Here is a 16,310-nt window from a genome sequence, read left to right as displayed (position 1 = left end):
ATCAGGCTCAGAAGAGGTCGGGCGACGGGGTCGACGCGTACCGCACAGCGACGTCCGCGTGCCGGTCGAAGCGGTAGCCGACGCCCCGCACGGTGCGGACGATCTCCTCGAACGCGCCGAGCTTGGAGCGGAGCCGACGCACGTGCACGTCGATGGTGCGCTCGTTCGGGGTCTCGTCCTCGCCGTCCGACCAGAGGCCCTCGATGATCGCGGAACGGTCGACGGTCTGGCCCTCGCGGAGGACCAGGAACTGCAGGAGTTCGAACTCCTTGTAGGTCAGGGGTGCCGCTTCGCCGTCGAGGGTCACGCGCTTCCGCGAGATGTCGATGACGACACCGGTCTCCTCGGGCTCGGGCTTCTCGGCCTGCTTGCGGGCGGCCACCGCGGAGCGGTCCTGCAGGGCGAGCCGGACGACGTCGACGTCACGGCCACCGGAGTGCTCGGCGGCGACGGCGACGGCCGCGTAGGTCTCGGACGACGGGACGAGCTGCGCGGTGAGGGCCTTCAGCTGCTCGACCACCGCGGCCAGGGTCGTGCCGGCGGCTGCGGCCTTCGCTTCGTCGATGCCGACGTACAGGGCGAAGCCGCGGGCCTCGGTGCCCTCGGGGAGCGCGCGGTTCCGCTGCGGTGCGACCACGGGGCTCGTCGGCACGGTGGCCGGTCCGGTGGCTGCCGGGGAGGCCGGGCGCGGGCGGATCGGCGTCACGGTGCCGAGGTCGGTCGGGGCCGGTGCGGTGCGGAGCGCGGTGCGGGGCTGGGCGATGGTGAGCGACATGGTGGTTCTCCGGGCGGTGTGGCCGGTGCGCGGGTGGCGCGGCGGCCGGTGTCGAATGCGTCATCCCGGGTACGGCGGTACGCCGATGTGCCCTGCGGTCCTGCTGCGGACCGGGGCCGACCCGGGGGAACGGGAGACAGACCTCGTGACGTGGTGCGCGTCGCCGACGGTGTCCGTCACCCGGGGATCACGCGCTCGCGACGGGGGTGGTGTCGCGGGGGATCCGGCTGGAACGGGTGCCGATCAGGCACACATTCGACAACGCATGACCGGCATGGTCGGCATCATCACGCCGACGGTCCCCACTGCCCCTGCGGAGGAGCACGCCTCGGAGAGGACGCGGGTGGACACGGTTGCAGTCATGTGACGAGTATCTGCGGTATACCAACGCGGTGTCAACCGTCCGCACGGACGGTGCGGTGGGCGCGACCGCCCGGGCGTCGAGTGCCACGCCCGTTCTTTCCCATTGCGCACGCGATGGAAAGTCGAATCGGGCGTACCGGGTCGAAAGAACCGACCTGGTACGCCCGGAACGGGCAGGTACGCCCGGAACAGGCAGGTGCGCCCGGAACGGGCGGGTACGCCCGGAACGGGCGCGTGCGGCGGTCGGGACCGCACGGACGACAGGAGGCGCGGTGCCAGCCGGCACCGCGCCTCCTGTCCGAGACGTGTCGGGTCTGCGCTACTCGGCCAGGCCGTAGAGGCGGTCGCCGGCGTCGCCGAGGCCCGGGACGATGTACCCGTTCTCGTCGAGCTTCTCGTCGAGCGCACCGAGGACGATCGAGACGTTGCGGTCGCCGACGGCCTGCTCGACCATGGCGAGCCCCTCGGGGGCACCGAGGATGCACACGCACGTGACCTCCTGCGCACCGCGGGCGAACAGGAAGTCGATCGCGGCGGCGAGGGTGCCACCGGTGGCGAGCATCGGGTCGAGCACGAAGCACTGCCGACCGGACAGATCGTCGGGCAGGCGCTCGGCGTAGGTCTGCGGCTCGAGCGTCTCCTCGTTGCGGGCCATGCCGAGGAAGCCGACCTCGGCCGTCGGGACGAGCTTGACCATGCCCTCGAGCATGCCGAGCCCGGCGCGGAGGATCGGGACGACGAGCGGCCGCGGCTTGGCGATCGCGACGCCCATGGTGTGCGCCACCGGCGTGTCGATCGGCGTCGCCGTGACCCGGACGCCCCGCGTGGCCTCGTACGCGAGGAGCGTGACGAGCTCCTCGGTCAGGGCGCGGAACGTGGGGGAGGGCGTCGTACGGTCGCGGAGCACCGAGAGCTTGTGGGTGATGAGCGGGTGGTCGGCGACGTGGACTCGCATAGGGTCGAGCCTAGCGTGCCGCCGACCGTCAGGAGGTCCCGTGGAGGAGCCCGCAGCCCGCCCGTTCGTCCCGGCGATGGAGCGTGCGCTCGACGAGGCCCGACGGTGCCTGGAGACCGACGACGTCCCGGTCGGCGCCGTGGTGCTCGACCGTGACGGCGCCGTGGTCGCCACCGGTCGGAACGAGCGCGAGGCGCGGCAGGACCCGACGGCCCACGCCGAGGTCCTGGCTCTGCGTGCTGCAGCGGCGGTGACGGGGGACTGGCACCTCGAGGAGCACACGCTCGTGGTGACGCTCGAGCCCTGCCCGATGTGCGCCGGCGCCGTCATGGCCGCACGGTTGCCCCGGGTCGTGTTCGGCGCGTGGGACCCGAAGGCGGGCGCCAGCGGCAGCGTCTACGACATCGCCAGGGACCGACGGCTGGCGCACCGCTCCGAGGTCATCGGGGGCGTGCTCGAGCAGGCGTGTGCCGAGCTGCTCGACGACTTCTTCAGTCCGCGGCGAGGATGACGATCGCTTCGGTCGGCGGCTGCGGCCCGGTGCGCAGGACGTCCGGTTCGACGTAGATCACCCGGGCGATCGGCACGGCGCTCCGGACACGCTGCTCGACGGTGTCGATGCCGGCGGCGACGTCACCGAGCCGGCGGTCCCCGTCGACGGCGACCTTCACACCGACCATCAGCTCGTCCGGTCCGAGGTACAGGGTCTTCAGGTGGATGATCGCGTCGACCTCGGGGCCGTCGAGCACCGCCTGCTTGATGCGCTCGACGTCGGCGGCGGTCGCGCCCTCGCCGACGAGCAGGCTCTTCGTCTCGATGCCGAGCACCACCGCGACCGCGATGAGCAGCGCCGCGATGAGCATCGTGCCGATCGCGTCGAACACCCCGTTGCCGGTGATCGCCGTCAGGCCGACGCCGAACAGGGCGAAGACCAGGCCGAGCAGGGCCGCGGTGTCCTCGAGCATCACGACGGGCAGCTCGGGGGCCTTCGCACGGCGCACGAACTGCACCCAGCTCTGCGAACCCTTCTGCGGTCGGGCCTCGTGCAGGGCGGTGCGGAGCGAGAAGCCCTCGAGACCGATGGCGATGACGAGCACGACGAGGGGGAGCCACCAGTTCTCGAGCGGGTGCGGGTGGGCGAGCTTCTCGATGCCCTCGTAGAGCGAGAAGACACCGCCGACCGAGAACAGGATGATGGAGACGACGAACGCGTACACGTAGCGTTCACGCCCGTAGCCGAAGGGGTGCTCCTGGTCCGCCGCTCGCCGGGCCTTGCGGCCACCGAGCAGCAGCAGGAGCTGGTTCGCGGAGTCGGCCAGGGAGTGCACGCCCTCGGCCAGCATCGACGCCGATCCGCTGATCGCCGCCGCGATGAACTTCACGATCGCGATGCCGATGTTGGCACCGAGTGCGGCGAAGATCGCCTTCGTGCCTCCGGAAGCGCTCACAGCTGTCCCCTTCTCGTGGTCTGCGACACGATCCTAGGCGGGTCGCGTCGGTAGGGTCGGGAGCATGACGATCGACCTGCCCCGCACCGCCCTGCTCGGCGTCGGCTCCATGTCCGGCGCGGTCCTCGACGGCCTGCTCGCCGCGGGACTCGACCCGGCCACCGTGACCCTCACCACGAAGTCGGAGGCGTCCGCTGCTGCCCACCGGGAGCGCGGCCTCGACGCCACCGCGAGCGACACCGACCCCGGCGCCAACCGGGCGGCCGTGCGTGGCGCGGCCCTCGTCGTGGTCGGCGTGAAGCCGTACATGATCGCGGACCTGCTCGACGAGGTCGCCGACGAGCTGGAGCCCGGTGCCGTCCTGGTCAGCGTCGCCGTCGGCACCACCACCGCGAGCATGGAGGCTCGGTTGCCCGCCGGCGTCCGGGTCGTCCGTGCCCTGCCGAACACCCCGATCGGCGTCGGCCACGGCGTCACCGGCATCAGCGCGGGCACCTCGGCCGACGCCGAGGCCGTCGCGCTGGCGTCGTCGGTGTTCACCGCCTCGGGCGAGGTCATCGAGGTGCCGGAGGAGCAGCTCGACGCACTGTCCGCCGTGTCCGGCTCCGGTCCCGCCTACGTCTTCCTGCTGGTCGAGCAGTGGCAGCGTGCCGCCGAGGAGCTCGGGTTCACCCACGAGCAGGCGGCGACGATGGTGCAGGGCACCGTCCGCGGCGCGGTCGAGCTGCTCGAGCGGTCGGGCCGTGAGCCCGCCGACCTGCGCCGTGCGGTGACGAGCCCGAAGGGCACGACGGAGCGTGCCGTCGCGGTGCTGCAGGACGCCGACCTGGCGGACACGCTGCTGCGCGCATCGCGTGCCGCGATCGCGCGTGCCGAGGAGATCGCCGCGTCGTAGACGCACACCACGTCGTGGACGCAGCCACAGTGCGGACGGGAGGCCCGGGGCGACGCCGCCACGGGCCTCCCGTCCGTCCGGTGGTCGCTACTCGTACGCGGCGAAGCGCTCCAGATCGGTCTCGGAACCCGAGACGATGATGACGTCGTCCTCGCCGATGACGCTGTCCGGCGTCGCCGGCACGAACGGGTTGCCGGGCGGCTTGATGCCGAGCACGGTCAGGCCGAAGCGGGTGCGGATCACGGTGGTGGCGAGGTCCTTGCCGCGGACCGCGCGCGGCGGGAACATCTTGACCACGGCGAAGTCGTCGTCGAACTCGATGAAGTCGAGCATCCGGCCGGAGACCAGGTGCGCCGTGCGCTCGCCGGCCTCGCGCTCGGGGTAGACGACGTGGTTGGCGCCGATGCGGGACAGGATCGTGCCGTGCGAGCGGCTGATCGCCTTCGCCCAGATCTGGGGGACGCCGAGGTCGACCAGGTTCGCCGTGATGAGCACGCTCGACTCCAGGTCGCTGCCCGTGCCGACGACGGCGATGGCGAAGTCCTGCGCGCCGATCTGCCGGAGCGCGTCGATGTCGGTCGCGTCCGCCTGCACCGCGTGGGTGACCCGGTCGGACCACTTCTGCACCAGTCCGGCGTCGGTGTCGACGACGAGCACCTCGCGGTCCTGGCGTTCGAGCTGCCCGGCGGTGGCGGCCCCGAAGCGACCGAGCCCGATGACGAGGACGGGAGCGTCGTGACTGATGGCACCGTGCTGGTGCGACGAACGGGTGCGGTCAGCCAACGATCGGCCTCTCCTCGGGACGGCGGAACAGTTGCCGGCTCTGGCTGGCGGCCAGGGCAGCGGCGATGGTCACTGTACCGACCCGGCCGAGGAACATGGTGGCGGCGAGCACGTACTTGCCCGATTCCGGCAGGTTCGCGGACACGCCGGAGGACAGGCCGCTGGTCGAGAACGCCGAGATCACCTCGAACAGCACGCGGTCGAGCGAGTCGTCGGTGATCTGCAGGAGCACCACGGTCGCGACGGCCACGATCGTCGCTCCCCAGAGCACGATGGCCACCGCGACCCGCAGGACGTCGCTCGGGATCCGACGACCGAAGGCCTCCATGCTCTGGCGGCCGCGCGCCTCGGCGACCGCGGCCAGGAACAGCACCGCGAGGGTCGTCACCTTGATGCCGCCGGCCGTCGAGGCGGATCCGCCACCGATGAACATGAGCATGTCCGTGACGAGCAGGCTCGAGCCGTTGAGCTGGTCGAAGTCGACGAGCGAGAACCCGCCGGAGCGGGTCATCGTCGACAGGAAGAGCGCCTGGAACGCGGTGCGCCCGGCTCCTTCTTCGCCGAAGGTCGTCGGGTTCGACGCCTCGAGGGCGGTGTAGACGACCGCGCCGCCGAGGAGCAGGACCGCGCTCGTCGCCAGGGTGAGCTTGACGTGGATCGGCCAGCGCCGCGGGGTGCGCAGCTGCTTCGTCAGGGCGCGGATCACCGGGAACCCGATGGACCCCGCCACGACACCGATCATGAGCAGCGTCAGGAACCAGTAGTCGTGGGCGAACGGGTCGAGGCCGTCGGCGTTCGGTGAGAACCCGGTGTTCGTGAAGGCCATCGCCGCGTAGTAGAAGGAGTCGCCGACCGCGGTCCAGAACGGGATGCCGGCGATGAGCACCGACGGCAGGAGCAGCAGGCCGAGGACGATCTCGATCGACAGGGTGCTCACCGCCACCGTCGCGAGCAGGGTGCCGACCTCGCCGAGCCGGACGGCCTGCCCCTCGGGCACGGCGCCGTGGTGGGTGCGGAGCGGGTTCGAGTCGCCGGCCGCCATGAGCTTCGCGCGCAGGCCGAGCTTCCGGGTGACGAACAGGCCGAGGATCGACGCGAAGGTCAGGACGCCGACGGCACCGATCTGGGTGCCGATGACCACCAGGACCTTGCCGAACACCGACCAGTGCGTCGCCATGTCGACCGTGGACAGCCCGGTGACGCAGACCACCGACGCCGCGGTGAAGAGGGCGTCCGCGAAGTGGGTGCTGCTGCGGTCCGCCGTGGCCCACGGCGTCATGAAGGCCACCGTGAACAGGAAGATCAGCGCGATGAACACGACGATCGCCAGTCGGGACGGCGACGACCGCAGCACCGTCGCGATCCGGCTCGCTCGCCGTCGGCCGACACTCACGTGGTGCGGGATCGGCTCGGTTCGGTCGAGCATGCGTATGCCTCCGAGGACATGGGCCGGGACGGTTCGTCATGGTACATCCGTGGTGCCCCGGCTAGCCTTGCCCCATGGCCGACATCTTCTCCGTCGTGGCGGACCCGACCCGGCGCGAGCTGCTCGGCACGCTGTTGTCCGCCTACGGTTCGGACGTCACCGGCGGGGAGCTCAGCGTCGGTCAGCTCGTCGAACGCCTCGGGGTCAGTCAGCCCACGGTGTCGAAGCACCTGCGTGTCCTGCGCGACATCGGGCTCGTCACCAGTCGCGAAGAAGGGCAGCACCGCTACTACCGGCTCGACCCGGAGCCGCTCGTGCACCTGGAGGACTGGGTCCTGCCGTTCACGGGCGCGGTCGACGCCGACGGCACCCCGGCCACCACCGCGTGGACGCCGGACGGCCAGCCGGTGTCGATCCGCCGGAACGGCACGGCCGGCAAGGCGACCGTCGAGGTGGGCACCGAACTCGGCCGTGTGATGGCCGAGGCGTCGTACCGGGCCACCGCGGCGATCTCCGGAGCGCAGCAGGGCTGGGAGCGCGTCGTCGACCGCAGCCGCAAGCGCTTCACCCGCCGGGGCGACGAGGACTGAGCCCGCGGCGCGGCCGGTGGGCACCGGCCGCGGACTGATCCTGGACACCGGGTCGCACGCGCCTCTACAGTTGCCACTGACCACACAGGTCACACCACTCCCGTGCGCAGCGCGCGTGCGAGCCCCGAAGGCGGACCATGACCGGCAGTTTCGACGACGTGCGCTTCCTCACCGTCGCTGAGGTCGCCGAGATGATGCGCGTCTCGAAGATGACCGTGTACCGGATGGTGCACGCCGGTGAGCTCCCCGCCATCCGCTTCGGCCGCTCGTTCCGCGTCCCCGAGTCGGCCGTCGCCGACGTGCTGCGCGGTGGCGTGGCGGACGTCGGCTGAGCGCGCGTTCGACATCACAGCGGGCAGCCGGTAGACTCGGGCAGGTTGATTTTCCGCGGTCTCTTCGGCCCGGTGTCCGTACATCAGCATCAGTCCGAGCGAGGTCCACATGGGTTCTGTCATCAAGAAGCGTCGTAAGCGCATGGCGAAGAAGAAGCACCGCAAGCTCCTTCGCAAGACGCGTCACCAGCGCCGCAACAAGAAGTAGACCCTCACAGGTCTGCGCAGGTCGGAGGACCTGCACGAGAAGCCCCGGTTCGCCGGGGCTTTCGCGTTCCCGGACTACGCTGGGACCATGCCCGCAGTGACGTTCCTGACGAAGCCCGGATGCCACCTCTGCGACGACGCCCGACCCGTGGTCGAACGCGTCGTCGCCGACCACCCGGGGGTCACCCTGCAGGAACGCTCGATCCTCGACGACGACGCCCTCCGCCAGGAGTACGCGGAGGACATCCCGGTCGTACTGATCGACGGGCGCGTCCACAGCAACTGGCACGTCGACGCCGACCGGCTCGCACGTGCGCTCGAGAAGGCCGAGGCCCGCGCATGATCTCCCACGTTGTCTCCTGGTCCCTGCGGACCGATCTCGACCGCACCGCGTCGATCGCCCGCATCCGCGAACTCCTGACCGGTCTGGTCGGCACCGTCGAGTCGATCCGCTCGCTCGAGGTCGTCGAGAACGTCGCCTACCCGGACAAGAACCACGACGTCGCCGTGGTCGCCAGCTTCGACGACCTCGCCGGGCTCGATGCGTACCAGGTGCACCCGGAGCACCAGGCCGCGGCAGCGGCGATCCGCGAACTGGTCACGGCGCGGGCCGCCATCGACTGGCAGAGCTGAGCCGGGCCTCCCGTCCGCGCGCGCTCGTCGCTTCGTGAGCAGCAATGGTCGCCTCCCGCATCGGGAGGCGACCATTGCTGCTCACCATGTGCGCGCGGCGGTGCCGCGCAGCGCGGGACCTACGGGGTCAGGCGCGTCGGGCCACGGAACAGGTACGTGACCTCGCGGATCGAGGGCTCACCGAGCATGAGCATCAGCACGCGCGCGAGGCCCATGCCGAAGCCACCGTGCGGCGGGACGCCGTAGCGGAAGAAGTCGAGGTACCAGCCGAGCTCCTCCGGGTCGAGGCCCTTCTCGACGGCCTGCGCCTCGAGCACGTCGACGCGGTGCTCACGCTGGGCACCCGTGGAGATCTCGGCGCCGTTGAAGATGAGGTCGTAGCTGTTGGTGACCGACGGGTCGCCGGGCTTCCGCATGTGGTAGTACGGCCGGATCGAGGCGTCGTACTCGGTGACGAACACGAACTCGGAGCCGTGGTGCTCCTTCGCCCAGGCGGCGACGCGGCGCTCGCCCTCGGGGTCCAGGTCACCGTCGGCGCGGACGACGTCGTAGCCGCTGTCGGCGACGATCTTGCGCGCGTCGGCCAGGGTCACGCGGGGGAACGGCGTCGCGGGGACCTGCAGCTCGAAGCCGAAGACCTCGGCGATGTCCTTGCCGTACTTCTCCTTGACGGCGGTGATGCCGGCGACCAGGACCTCTTCGTGCATCGCCATGACGTCCTCGTGGGACTCGATCCACGAGAACTCGGCGTCGACGCTGGTGAACTCGGTCGCGTGGCGGCTCGTGAACGACGGGTCGGCGCGGAAGGCGTCGGCGATTTCGAACACGGCACCGAAGCCGGCCGGCTGTGCCATCTGCTTGAAGTTCTGCGGCGATTGGGCCAGGTAGGCGGTCGTCTCGAAGTACTCGAGCTGGAACAGCTCGGCGCGCGACTCGGAGGCCGACGCCATGAGCTTCGGGGTGTGGATCTCGATGTAGTCGCGGTCGACCCAGTACGTGCGGAACGCGTGCTCCAGCGTCGTCTGGATGCGGAAGATCAGGTTCTGCTTGCGGTTGCGCAGGTCGAGGAAACGCCAGTCGAGACGCTTGTCGAGCGACGAGTCGTCGGCGATCGGGGTCTCCGGGATCGCGGCGCTCACCACCTGCAGCGCACCGATCTTGACCTCGAGCCCGCCGAGCTTCACGCGCTCGTCGTGCTTCAGCGTGCCCGTGACGTGCACGAAGGTGCCGTGCGCCAGGCCGGAGATCTCGTTCGTGGTCGCGAGCGCGGACTGTGCGGCGTCGTCGCCGTCCTCGGCCTCGCGCGTCGCCGGGTTCACGAGCTGGACGGCGCCGGTCTCGTCGCGCAGCACGACGAACTGCACCTTCTTCTGGTCTCGGACGGTCTCGACCCATCCGGCCACGGAGACGGGACCGTCGGGGAGGGCTGCCAGGTCGGCGATGCGGGTGCGTTCGATCACGGTGGTCGAGTCTAACCGCCTGCGTCCGGGGGCGTGGGCGGCAGGGTTCCTCCCTCCACACGGCCGCCTGCGTCCGGCGTTCTCCACCGAATGCCGGGAGGCCCGTGGCGGCGCGCGTGGACTCCGTAGCGTTCTCGACGTGGCCGGGTCGCGGGACGAGAGGGGGACCGGGTGGGGACGGGGACAGGGGAGCTCGCGACCTGGCCGCCTGCGGCGGTCGCGACGGTCGTCGCGTCGTTGATGGCGCTCGGCGGCACCACGACGGCGACGATCTGGTCGTTCATGCGGTGGCGGCGAGAGCAGCGCGCGACCGAGCGAGCGTACGTGTGGCAACAGGTCGTCTGGGCGGCCGAGATGGTCTCGTCCGACGACGTCGGCAAAGCCGAGATCGGTCGGATGGTCGCTGGAGCGATGTACGACATGCAGATTCATGGACGGGTCGATGATCCGGGTGTGAGTGTCCTGGTACGAACACTCGGAAAAGAGGTACGCGATGCAACGGATGTTCATGCACATGACGGGTGAGGAACGTCGGCGCGCTCAGGTCCGGCTCAACCAGGTCATCCTCGACGCGTACCCGAAACGGAAGGCGCGGAAGATGATCGCCATGTTCGAGCGGGTGGAAGCCCGCCTGGAGTACACCCCGGAAGAAGCTGCCGAGGCAGAACGGCGATGGCTCGCACGGTACGAGCGTTCAGGGGAGCGAAGCGCGGAGTGACCCGAGCGTGCCGATGAACTCCTCGGCCATGCCGGCCCGTTCGACGAGCTTGGCGTGGCGGGCTCGGGCGTCCTCGAGGTACGCGTCGAGGCGGGCCGCCAGCGCTGGTTCGTCCTCGGGGTCCTTCGTCGCGAGGGCGTCGACCACGCGGAGCAGCTCGGCCATCTCGTCGAGCGTGAACCCGAGCGGCTTCATCCGGCGGATCACGAGCAACCGATCGAGGTCCTGCGCCGTGTAGACCCGGAACCCCCCGGTGGTGCGGCCGCTCGGTACGAGCAGCCCGACCTCGTCGTAGTGCCGGATGGTGCGCAGGGACATGCCGGCGCGGTCGGCGAGTTCGCCGATGTGCATCGTGTCGGGGACGTCGCTGGTGCTCACGGGTACGACTCTACCCTCACGTGAGGGTAGAGTTCCGATCGATGTCCGTGATCACACACGCGCCGACGGCCCCGAGCGTCCTCGCCGCCCTCCGCTCGCCCCGCATGCTCACCCGAGAGGTCCTGGCCGGCATCGTCACCGCGCTGGCCCTCATCCCCGAGGCGATCTCGTTCTCCGTCGTCGCCGGGGTCGATCCCGCGGTCGGTCTGTTCTCGAGCGTCGTCATCGCGATCGTGATCTCCATCGTCGGCGGTCGCCCGGCGATGATCTCCGCCGCAGCCGGCTCGGTGGCGCTCGTCATCGCCCCGCTCGTCCGGGAGCACGGGATCGAGTACCTCGTGCCCGCGATCGTGCTGGGTGGCGTGTTCCAGCTCGTGCTCGGGTTCCTCGGGGTGGCACGGCTGATGCGCTTCATCCCGCGCAGCGTGAACGTCGCGTTCGTGAACGCCCTGGCCATCCTCATCTTCACCGCCCAGCTGCCGAACCTGCTCGGCGACGACGTCCCGTTCGTCGTCTGGCCGCTGACCGTGCTCGGCATCGCGATCATCGTCGGCTTCCCGTTCCTGACGAAGGCGGTGCCCGCGCCGCTCATCGCTGTGGTCGTCGTCACCGGCCTCACGATGGTGTTCAGCATCGCCGTGCCGACGGTCGGCGACGAGGGCGCCCTGCCGACGGCGCTCCCGGGCTTCGGCGGCATCACGACGCCGTTCACCTTCGAGACGCTGCAGATCATCGCCCCGTACGCGTTCGGCGTCGCGATCGTCGGCCTGATCGAGACCCTGCTCACCGCGCAGCTCGTCGACTCCATCACGGAGACGGGCTCGAGCAAGTGGCGCGAGTCCTGGGGTCAGGGTGTCGCGAACATCGCGTCCGCCTTCTTCGGTGGGACCGGCGGCTGCGCGATGATCGGCCAGACGGTGATCAACGTGAAGACCGCGGGTGCCCGGACCCGCGTCTCGACCTTCGCGGCCGGCGTCTCGGTACTGGTCCTGACGATCGCGCTCCACGACCTCGTGGCCCAGATCCCGATGGCGGCACTGACGGCGGTCATGCTCATGGTCTGCGTCGCGACCTTCGACTGGCACAGCATCCGACCGCGCACCCTCCGACGGATGCCGCTCGGCGAGACCGCGGTCATGCTCGTCACCGTCGTGGTGGTCGTCGTGACCGAGAACCTCGCCACCGGGGTGCTCGTCGGCGTGGTCGTGGCGGCCCTGGTCTTCGCCCGACGGGTGGCCCACGTGGTGACCGTGGTCCGCGAGCCGGTCGACGACCGCACCGTGCGGTACCGGGTCCGTGGGGCGCTGTTCTTCGCTTCGTCGAACGACCTCGTCACACGGTTCTCGTACGCCGAGGACCCGGAGCACGTGATCATCGACCTGGCCGACGCCCACGTGTTCGACGCGTCCACGGTCGCCGCGCTCGACGGGGTCGAACAGCGGTTCGCGAAGCACGGGTCGACCGTCGAGGTGGTGAACCTCGACACCGGCTCGATCGCGCTGCACGGGCGGCTCTCCGGTGAGCTCGGCGGCTGAGTGCTTCCGCATCCGGTGAATCACCTGAGGGGGCGGTGGGAACCGCGGGCGACCTACACTGGAACCCATGCCCGCGACCCGTCTCCACCTCGTCCGGCACGGAGAGGTGCACAACCCGGGCCGCGTCCTCTACGGCCGGCTCCCGGGCTTCGGGCTGAGCGACCTCGGCACGCGGATGGCCCAGACCTCCGCCACCGCCTGGAAGGACGCCGGCGTCGACGTGCGTCGGATCGTCGCGTCCCCGCTGCAGCGCACGCAGGAGTCCGCCGCACCCTGGTCGGCCGCCTACGGGCTCGACGTGACGCTCGACGAGCGCCTGATCGAACCGACGAACCGCTACGAGGGGCAGCCCCCCGGGTTCACGAAGCGCTCGCTCGGCCGCCCGGCGGAGTGGCCGTGGATCGCGAACCCGCTGCGTCCCAGCTGGGGCGAGGCGTACGAGTCCATCGCGAACCGCATGCTCGCGGCGATGACCACGGCGTGGGAGAGCGTGGACGAGGGCGACGTCGTCCTGGTCAGCCACCAGCTGCCGATCTGGATGGTCCACCGGAAGCTCGCGGGGGAGCCCCTGTGGCACGACCCGCGCAAGCGCCGCTGCGACCTGTCGAGCATCACCACCGTCGAACGTGTGCCCGCCACGTCGACCGGTCGGTTCACCGAGGTCGGGTACGCGGACCCCGCGCAGGAACTGCGCGCGACCGCCGTCGACGAAGGAGCAGTGTGAACAGCACGAGCAGTGTGCGCGTCATCAGCAAGCGGTTCGCGGTCCTCGCGGCGACGGCCGTGGCCGCCGTCCTGGTCCTGTCCGGCTGCTCGTCGGACAGTGGCGGCATCGCGAAGCAGTACGGCAACGGCACGACCCAGAACTACATCTCCGGCGACGGCGCCGTGACCGAGGTCTCCGCGAAGGACCGCACCGACCCGGTCACGTTCCGGGCCGAGGACTCGAACGGCGACACCGTCTCGTCGAAGGACCTCCGTGGCAAGGTCGTCGTCCTGAACTTCTGGTACGCCAGCTGCCCGCCGTGCCGTGCCGAGGCGAAGTACCTCAACCAGGTGCACGACGAGTACGCCGACGCCGACGACGTCGCGTTCATCGGTGTCAACGTGCGTGACGAAGCAGCGACCGCGGCCGCCTTCGAGCGCACCTTCGACGTGCGGTACCCGACCGTCCTCGATCAGCGCACGGGCACGATGCAGCTGGCGATGTCCGGGCAGATCGCACCGAACGCGGTGCCCGCCACGATCGTCCTCGACACCAAGGGCCGCGTCGCCGCCCGGGTCCTCGGCGCGATCGACGGCACGAGCATCCTGCAGACCCTGGTCAGCGACGAGCTCGACGCCGGCAAGGCGTCCTGACCCGTGACCTCCAACCCCTTCGCCGACGCGATCCTGAGCGGCCAGATGGCCGTGGCGCTGCCCGTGGCGGCGCTCGCCGGGCTCGTGTCGTTCCTGTCCCCGTGCGTGCTGCCGCTCGTTCCGGGGTACCTCGGGTACGTCGGCGGAGTCGCCGAGGGCGGGCAGCGTCGGGGCCGCGTGGTGCTCGGCGTGCTGCTGTTCATCGCCGGGTTCACCGCGGTGTTCGTGGCGTACACCACCGTGTTCGGGGCGCTCGGCTTCTGGCTCGTGCGGTGGCGCGACCTCATCACGCAGATCCTCGGGGTCGTCGTGATCGCGATGGGCCTGGTGTTCGTCGGTCGGTTCACGTTCCTGCAGCGCACCATCAAGCCCAGCTGGACCCCGGCCACGGGGCTCCTCGGTGCCCCCCTGCTCGGCATCGTGTTCGGCCTCGGCTGGACCCCGTGCCTCGGCCCGACCCTGGCGGCCATCAACCTGCTCAGCGTGCAGTCGGGCAGCGCCTGGCAGGGCATGTGGCTCGGGGTGGCGTACTGCCTCGGGCTCGGCATCCCGTTCGTCCTCGTCGCCCTCGGCGCCGGCTGGGCCACGGGGGCCATCGCGGCGGTGAAGCGTCACATGCGCACCGTCAACATCATCGGAGGAGCGATCCTGATCGTCATCGGTCTGCTCATGGTCACCGGTATCTGGTCGGCCGTCATGTCGAGCGTCGGGGCGGTGATCCAGAGCTTTGTCCCCGCAGTCTGACCTCAACGAGCACATCCCGACGGGCGCAGGCGACGGGGCCGACAGCGCCTCCGACCCGCAGCGGCCGTCCGACCACGTCGACGGCTCCGGCCCCACCGACGGCGGCGTCAACCAGCCGAAGCTCGGCTTCGTCGGGTACCTCCGGTTCTTCTGGCGGCAGCTGACGAGCATGCGCACGGCGCTGTTCCTGCTCATGCTGCTCGCCCTCGCGGCGATCCCGGGCTCGCTCGTCCCGCAGCGCACCGCCGACCCGAACGGCGTCGTGCAGTACAAGGCGGACCACCCGCAGCTCTACCCGGTCCTCGACAAGCTCCAGGTCTTCGACACCTACACCTCGGTGTGGTTCTCCGCTATCTACCTGCTGCTCTTCATCTCGCTCATCGGCTGCATCGTGCCCCGCACGAAGCACCACTGGCAGGCCCTGCGGACCCGTCCGCCGAAGACCCCCGCGCGCCTGACGCGACTGGCGGGCTTCCGCACCGTGGCGGTGCAACCCGACGCGATGATCGACGGGACGACCGGGATCGACGCGACCACGGGCCTCCCGTCCGCCGAGCACGCGGTGACGCGTGCGATGGCGATCCTGAAGCGGTCCGGGTACCGCGTCGAGCGGTTCGGCGACTCGGTGAGCGCGGAGCGCGGCTACCTGCGCGAGACCGGCAACCTGGTGTTCCACGCCGCCCTCGTCGGGGTGCTCCTGGCGGTCGGTGTCGGCGGCGGTTTCGGCTTCACCGGACAGCGCCTGCTGGTCGAGGGGCAGACCTTCTCGAACGTGCTCGGCTCGTACGACTCGTTCAACCCCGGTCGCTGGTTCCAGCAGACCGACCTCAAGGGCTACAACCTGCGCCTCGACAAGTTCGTGACGAAGTACGAGGAGCGCAACCTCGACGCCCTCGGCCAGGCGCTCGACTACTCGGCCACCGTCACGAGCACCGAGAAGGGCGGCGAGCCGAAGACGAGCCGCCTCGGTGTGAACGACCCGCTGCACGTCGGCGGCACGAACGTCTACCTGCTCGGCAACGGCTACGCGATGCAGGTCACGGTGCGTGACGGCGACGGGAACGTGGCGTTCAAGGACGTCGTGCCGTTCCTGCCGGAGGACGCGAACTACACCTCCACCGGCGTCATCAAGGTGCCGGACGCGAAGCCGGACCAGCTCGGCATGGTCGGGTTCTTCTACCCCACCGCGTCGAAGCTCGCGAGCGGCGCGTACTCGAGTGCCTACCCGGACACCCAGAACCCGCTGCTGACGCTGCAGGTCTACACGGGTGACCTCGGGCTCGACAGCGGTGTGCCGCAGAGCGTGTACACGCTGAGCACCAAGGGCCTCGACCAGATCGCCGGTCGGCAGTCGGACACCGCGAGCATCGCGCTCGAGCCCGGCCAGACGAAGAAGCTGCCGGAGGGCGCCGGGTCGATCACCTTCGACGGCGTCAAGCGGTACGTCTCCCTCGACGTCCACCACGACCCCTCGCAGCTCTGGGTGGGCGGGTTCGCCCTGCTCTCCACCCTCGGTCTGCTCACCTCGCTGTTCGTCCCGCGCCGCCGCGTCTGGGTGAAGGTCGTCCCGCGTCGCGATGCTCAGGGCGGCGAGTACGACCTCGAGTACGCCGGACTCGCACGCGGCGAGGACCCGAACCTCGAACGGGCCGTCGCGGACATCGCACAGCGCCACACGTCGGACCTCGGAGTTAGGATGCCCCAGTGAA

21 protein-coding genes are annotated in these 16,310 nt (G+C 70.3%); 14 read left to right on the top strand and 7 right to left on the bottom strand.

The window, feature by feature from the left end; translation table 11 throughout:
* Positions 1-7: 7 nt before the first annotated feature.
* Complete coding sequence (locus ABRP24_RS15640; RefSeq protein WP_027466328.1) at positions 8-775, bottom strand: winged helix-turn-helix domain-containing protein; 768 nt, start codon at positions 773-775, stop codon at positions 8-10.
* A gap of 682 nt (positions 776-1,457) precedes the next feature.
* Complete coding sequence (gene upp / locus ABRP24_RS15635) at positions 1,458-2,093, bottom strand: uracil phosphoribosyltransferase (protein ID WP_110861591.1); 636 nt, start codon at positions 2,091-2,093, stop codon at positions 1,458-1,460.
* Positions 2,094-2,169: 76 nt separating this feature from the next.
* On the opposite strand from upp, the gene ABRP24_RS15630 reads away from it, so the two are divergent.
* A complete protein-coding gene (locus ABRP24_RS15630; RefSeq protein ID WP_349849133.1) occupies positions 2,170-2,604 on the top strand; it encodes a nucleoside deaminase in 435 nt (144 codons plus the stop codon).
* Here the strand turns inward: ABRP24_RS15630 and ABRP24_RS15625 are convergent.
* Positions 2,585-3,541, bottom strand: coding sequence for a cation diffusion facilitator family transporter (locus tag ABRP24_RS15625; RefSeq protein WP_027466331.1), 957 nt, complete (start codon positions 3,539-3,541; stop codon positions 2,585-2,587). The genes ABRP24_RS15630 and ABRP24_RS15625 overlap by 20 nt on opposite strands.
* Positions 3,542-3,605: 64 nt before the next feature.
* On the opposite strand from ABRP24_RS15625, the gene proC reads away from it, so the two are divergent.
* A complete protein-coding gene (proC, locus tag ABRP24_RS15620; RefSeq protein ID WP_349849122.1) occupies positions 3,606-4,436 on the top strand; it encodes a pyrroline-5-carboxylate reductase in 831 nt (276 codons plus the stop codon).
* An 87-nt stretch (positions 4,437-4,523) separates the two neighbouring features.
* On the opposite strand, the gene ABRP24_RS15615 is transcribed toward proC, so the two are convergent.
* Positions 4,524-5,219 (bottom strand): TrkA family potassium uptake protein, encoded by a 696-nt coding sequence (locus ABRP24_RS15615; RefSeq protein WP_216852501.1) that lies wholly within the window; start codon positions 5,217-5,219, stop codon positions 4,524-4,526.
* The gene (locus tag ABRP24_RS15610) at positions 5,212-6,645 is read right to left on the bottom strand and encodes a TrkH family potassium uptake protein (protein WP_027466334.1); all 1,434 of its coding nucleotides are present in this window, start codon (positions 6,643-6,645) and stop codon (positions 5,212-5,214) included. The genes ABRP24_RS15615 and ABRP24_RS15610 overlap by 8 nt, the downstream gene beginning before the upstream one ends.
* A gap of 74 nt (positions 6,646-6,719) precedes the next feature.
* Here ABRP24_RS15610 and ABRP24_RS15605 point away from each other — a divergent pair, with 74 nt between their 5' ends.
* The 5 genes from ABRP24_RS15605 to ABRP24_RS15585 all read left to right on the top strand — a co-directional run bounded on the left by ABRP24_RS15605 (position 6,720) and on the right by ABRP24_RS15585 (position 8,407).
* The gene (locus tag ABRP24_RS15605) at positions 6,720-7,235 is read left to right on the top strand and encodes a helix-turn-helix transcriptional regulator (RefSeq protein WP_051596885.1); all 516 of its coding nucleotides are present in this window, start codon (positions 6,720-6,722) and stop codon (positions 7,233-7,235) included.
* 137 nt (positions 7,236-7,372) lie between these two features.
* Entirely contained in the window at positions 7,373-7,567 is a 195-nt protein-coding gene (locus tag ABRP24_RS15600; RefSeq protein WP_017888579.1) for a helix-turn-helix domain-containing protein, read from the top strand.
* Positions 7,568-7,676: 109 nt separating this feature from the next.
* Complete coding sequence (locus ABRP24_RS15595) at positions 7,677-7,775, top strand: 30S ribosomal protein bS22 (protein ID WP_003792170.1); 99 nt, start codon at positions 7,677-7,679, stop codon at positions 7,773-7,775.
* Positions 7,776-7,862: 87 nt separating this feature from the next.
* A complete protein-coding gene (locus ABRP24_RS15590; protein ID WP_071247435.1) occupies positions 7,863-8,117 on the top strand; it encodes a glutaredoxin family protein in 255 nt (84 codons plus the stop codon).
* A complete protein-coding gene (locus ABRP24_RS15585; protein WP_071247431.1) occupies positions 8,114-8,407 on the top strand; it encodes a Dabb family protein in 294 nt (97 codons plus the stop codon). Before ABRP24_RS15590 ends, ABRP24_RS15585 begins: the two co-directional genes overlap by 4 nt.
* A 119-nt stretch (positions 8,408-8,526) precedes the next feature.
* Here ABRP24_RS15585 and aspS read toward each other — a convergent pair whose 3' ends face one another.
* Complete coding sequence (gene aspS, locus ABRP24_RS15580; RefSeq protein WP_027466337.1) at positions 8,527-9,867, bottom strand: aspartate--tRNA(Asn) ligase; 1,341 nt, start codon at positions 9,865-9,867, stop codon at positions 8,527-8,529.
* A gap of 171 nt (positions 9,868-10,038) precedes the next feature.
* Here aspS and ABRP24_RS15575 point away from each other — a divergent pair, with 171 nt between their 5' ends.
* Both ABRP24_RS15575 and ABRP24_RS15570 read left to right on the top strand, forming a co-directional pair.
* Complete coding sequence (locus ABRP24_RS15575) at positions 10,039-10,392, top strand: hypothetical protein (protein WP_027466338.1); 354 nt, start codon at positions 10,039-10,041, stop codon at positions 10,390-10,392.
* On the top strand, positions 10,382-10,585 hold the full coding sequence (locus ABRP24_RS15570) for a hypothetical protein (RefSeq protein WP_027466339.1): 204 nt from the start codon (positions 10,382-10,384) through the stop codon (positions 10,583-10,585). The genes ABRP24_RS15575 and ABRP24_RS15570 overlap by 11 nt, the downstream gene beginning before the upstream one ends.
* On the opposite strand, the gene ABRP24_RS15565 is transcribed toward ABRP24_RS15570, so the two are convergent.
* Positions 10,562-10,963, bottom strand: a complete 402-nt coding sequence (locus tag ABRP24_RS15565; RefSeq protein WP_027466340.1) for a MerR family transcriptional regulator — start codon at positions 10,961-10,963, stop codon at positions 10,562-10,564. The genes ABRP24_RS15570 and ABRP24_RS15565 overlap by 24 nt on opposite strands.
* Before the next feature lie 41 nt (positions 10,964-11,004).
* Here ABRP24_RS15565 and ABRP24_RS15560 point away from each other — a divergent pair, with 41 nt between their 5' ends.
* The 5 genes from ABRP24_RS15560 to ABRP24_RS15540 all read left to right on the top strand — a co-directional run bounded on the left by ABRP24_RS15560 (position 11,005) and on the right by ABRP24_RS15540 (position 16,309).
* Positions 11,005-12,498, top strand: a complete 1,494-nt coding sequence (locus ABRP24_RS15560; RefSeq protein ID WP_349849117.1) for a SulP family inorganic anion transporter — start codon at positions 11,005-11,007, stop codon at positions 12,496-12,498.
* A gap of 67 nt (positions 12,499-12,565) precedes the next feature.
* Positions 12,566-13,222, top strand: a complete 657-nt coding sequence (locus ABRP24_RS15555) for a histidine phosphatase family protein (RefSeq protein WP_214529588.1) — start codon at positions 12,566-12,568, stop codon at positions 13,220-13,222.
* Positions 13,219-13,857 (top strand): TlpA disulfide reductase family protein, encoded by a 639-nt coding sequence (locus ABRP24_RS15550; RefSeq protein WP_349849116.1) that lies wholly within the window; start codon positions 13,219-13,221, stop codon positions 13,855-13,857. Before ABRP24_RS15555 ends, ABRP24_RS15550 begins: the two co-directional genes overlap by 4 nt.
* Before the next feature lie 45 nt (positions 13,858-13,902).
* Positions 13,903-14,601 carry a cytochrome c biogenesis CcdA family protein gene (locus ABRP24_RS15545; protein ID WP_071247888.1) on the top strand — a complete coding sequence of 233 codons (699 nt, stop codon included), beginning with the start codon at positions 13,903-13,905 and terminating at the stop codon, positions 14,599-14,601.
* Positions 14,585-16,309, top strand: coding sequence for a cytochrome c biogenesis protein ResB (locus ABRP24_RS15540; RefSeq protein WP_349849114.1), 1,725 nt, complete (start codon positions 14,585-14,587; stop codon positions 16,307-16,309). Before ABRP24_RS15545 ends, ABRP24_RS15540 begins: the two co-directional genes overlap by 17 nt.
* Position 16,310 lies beyond the last annotated feature (1 nt).

Source organism: Curtobacterium sp. WHRI 8282 (assembly GCF_040223925.2).
Lineage (GTDB): Bacteria > Actinomycetota > Actinomycetes > Actinomycetales > Microbacteriaceae > Curtobacterium > Curtobacterium flaccumfaciens.
This window is presented reverse-complemented; position numbering and strand designations above follow the sequence as displayed.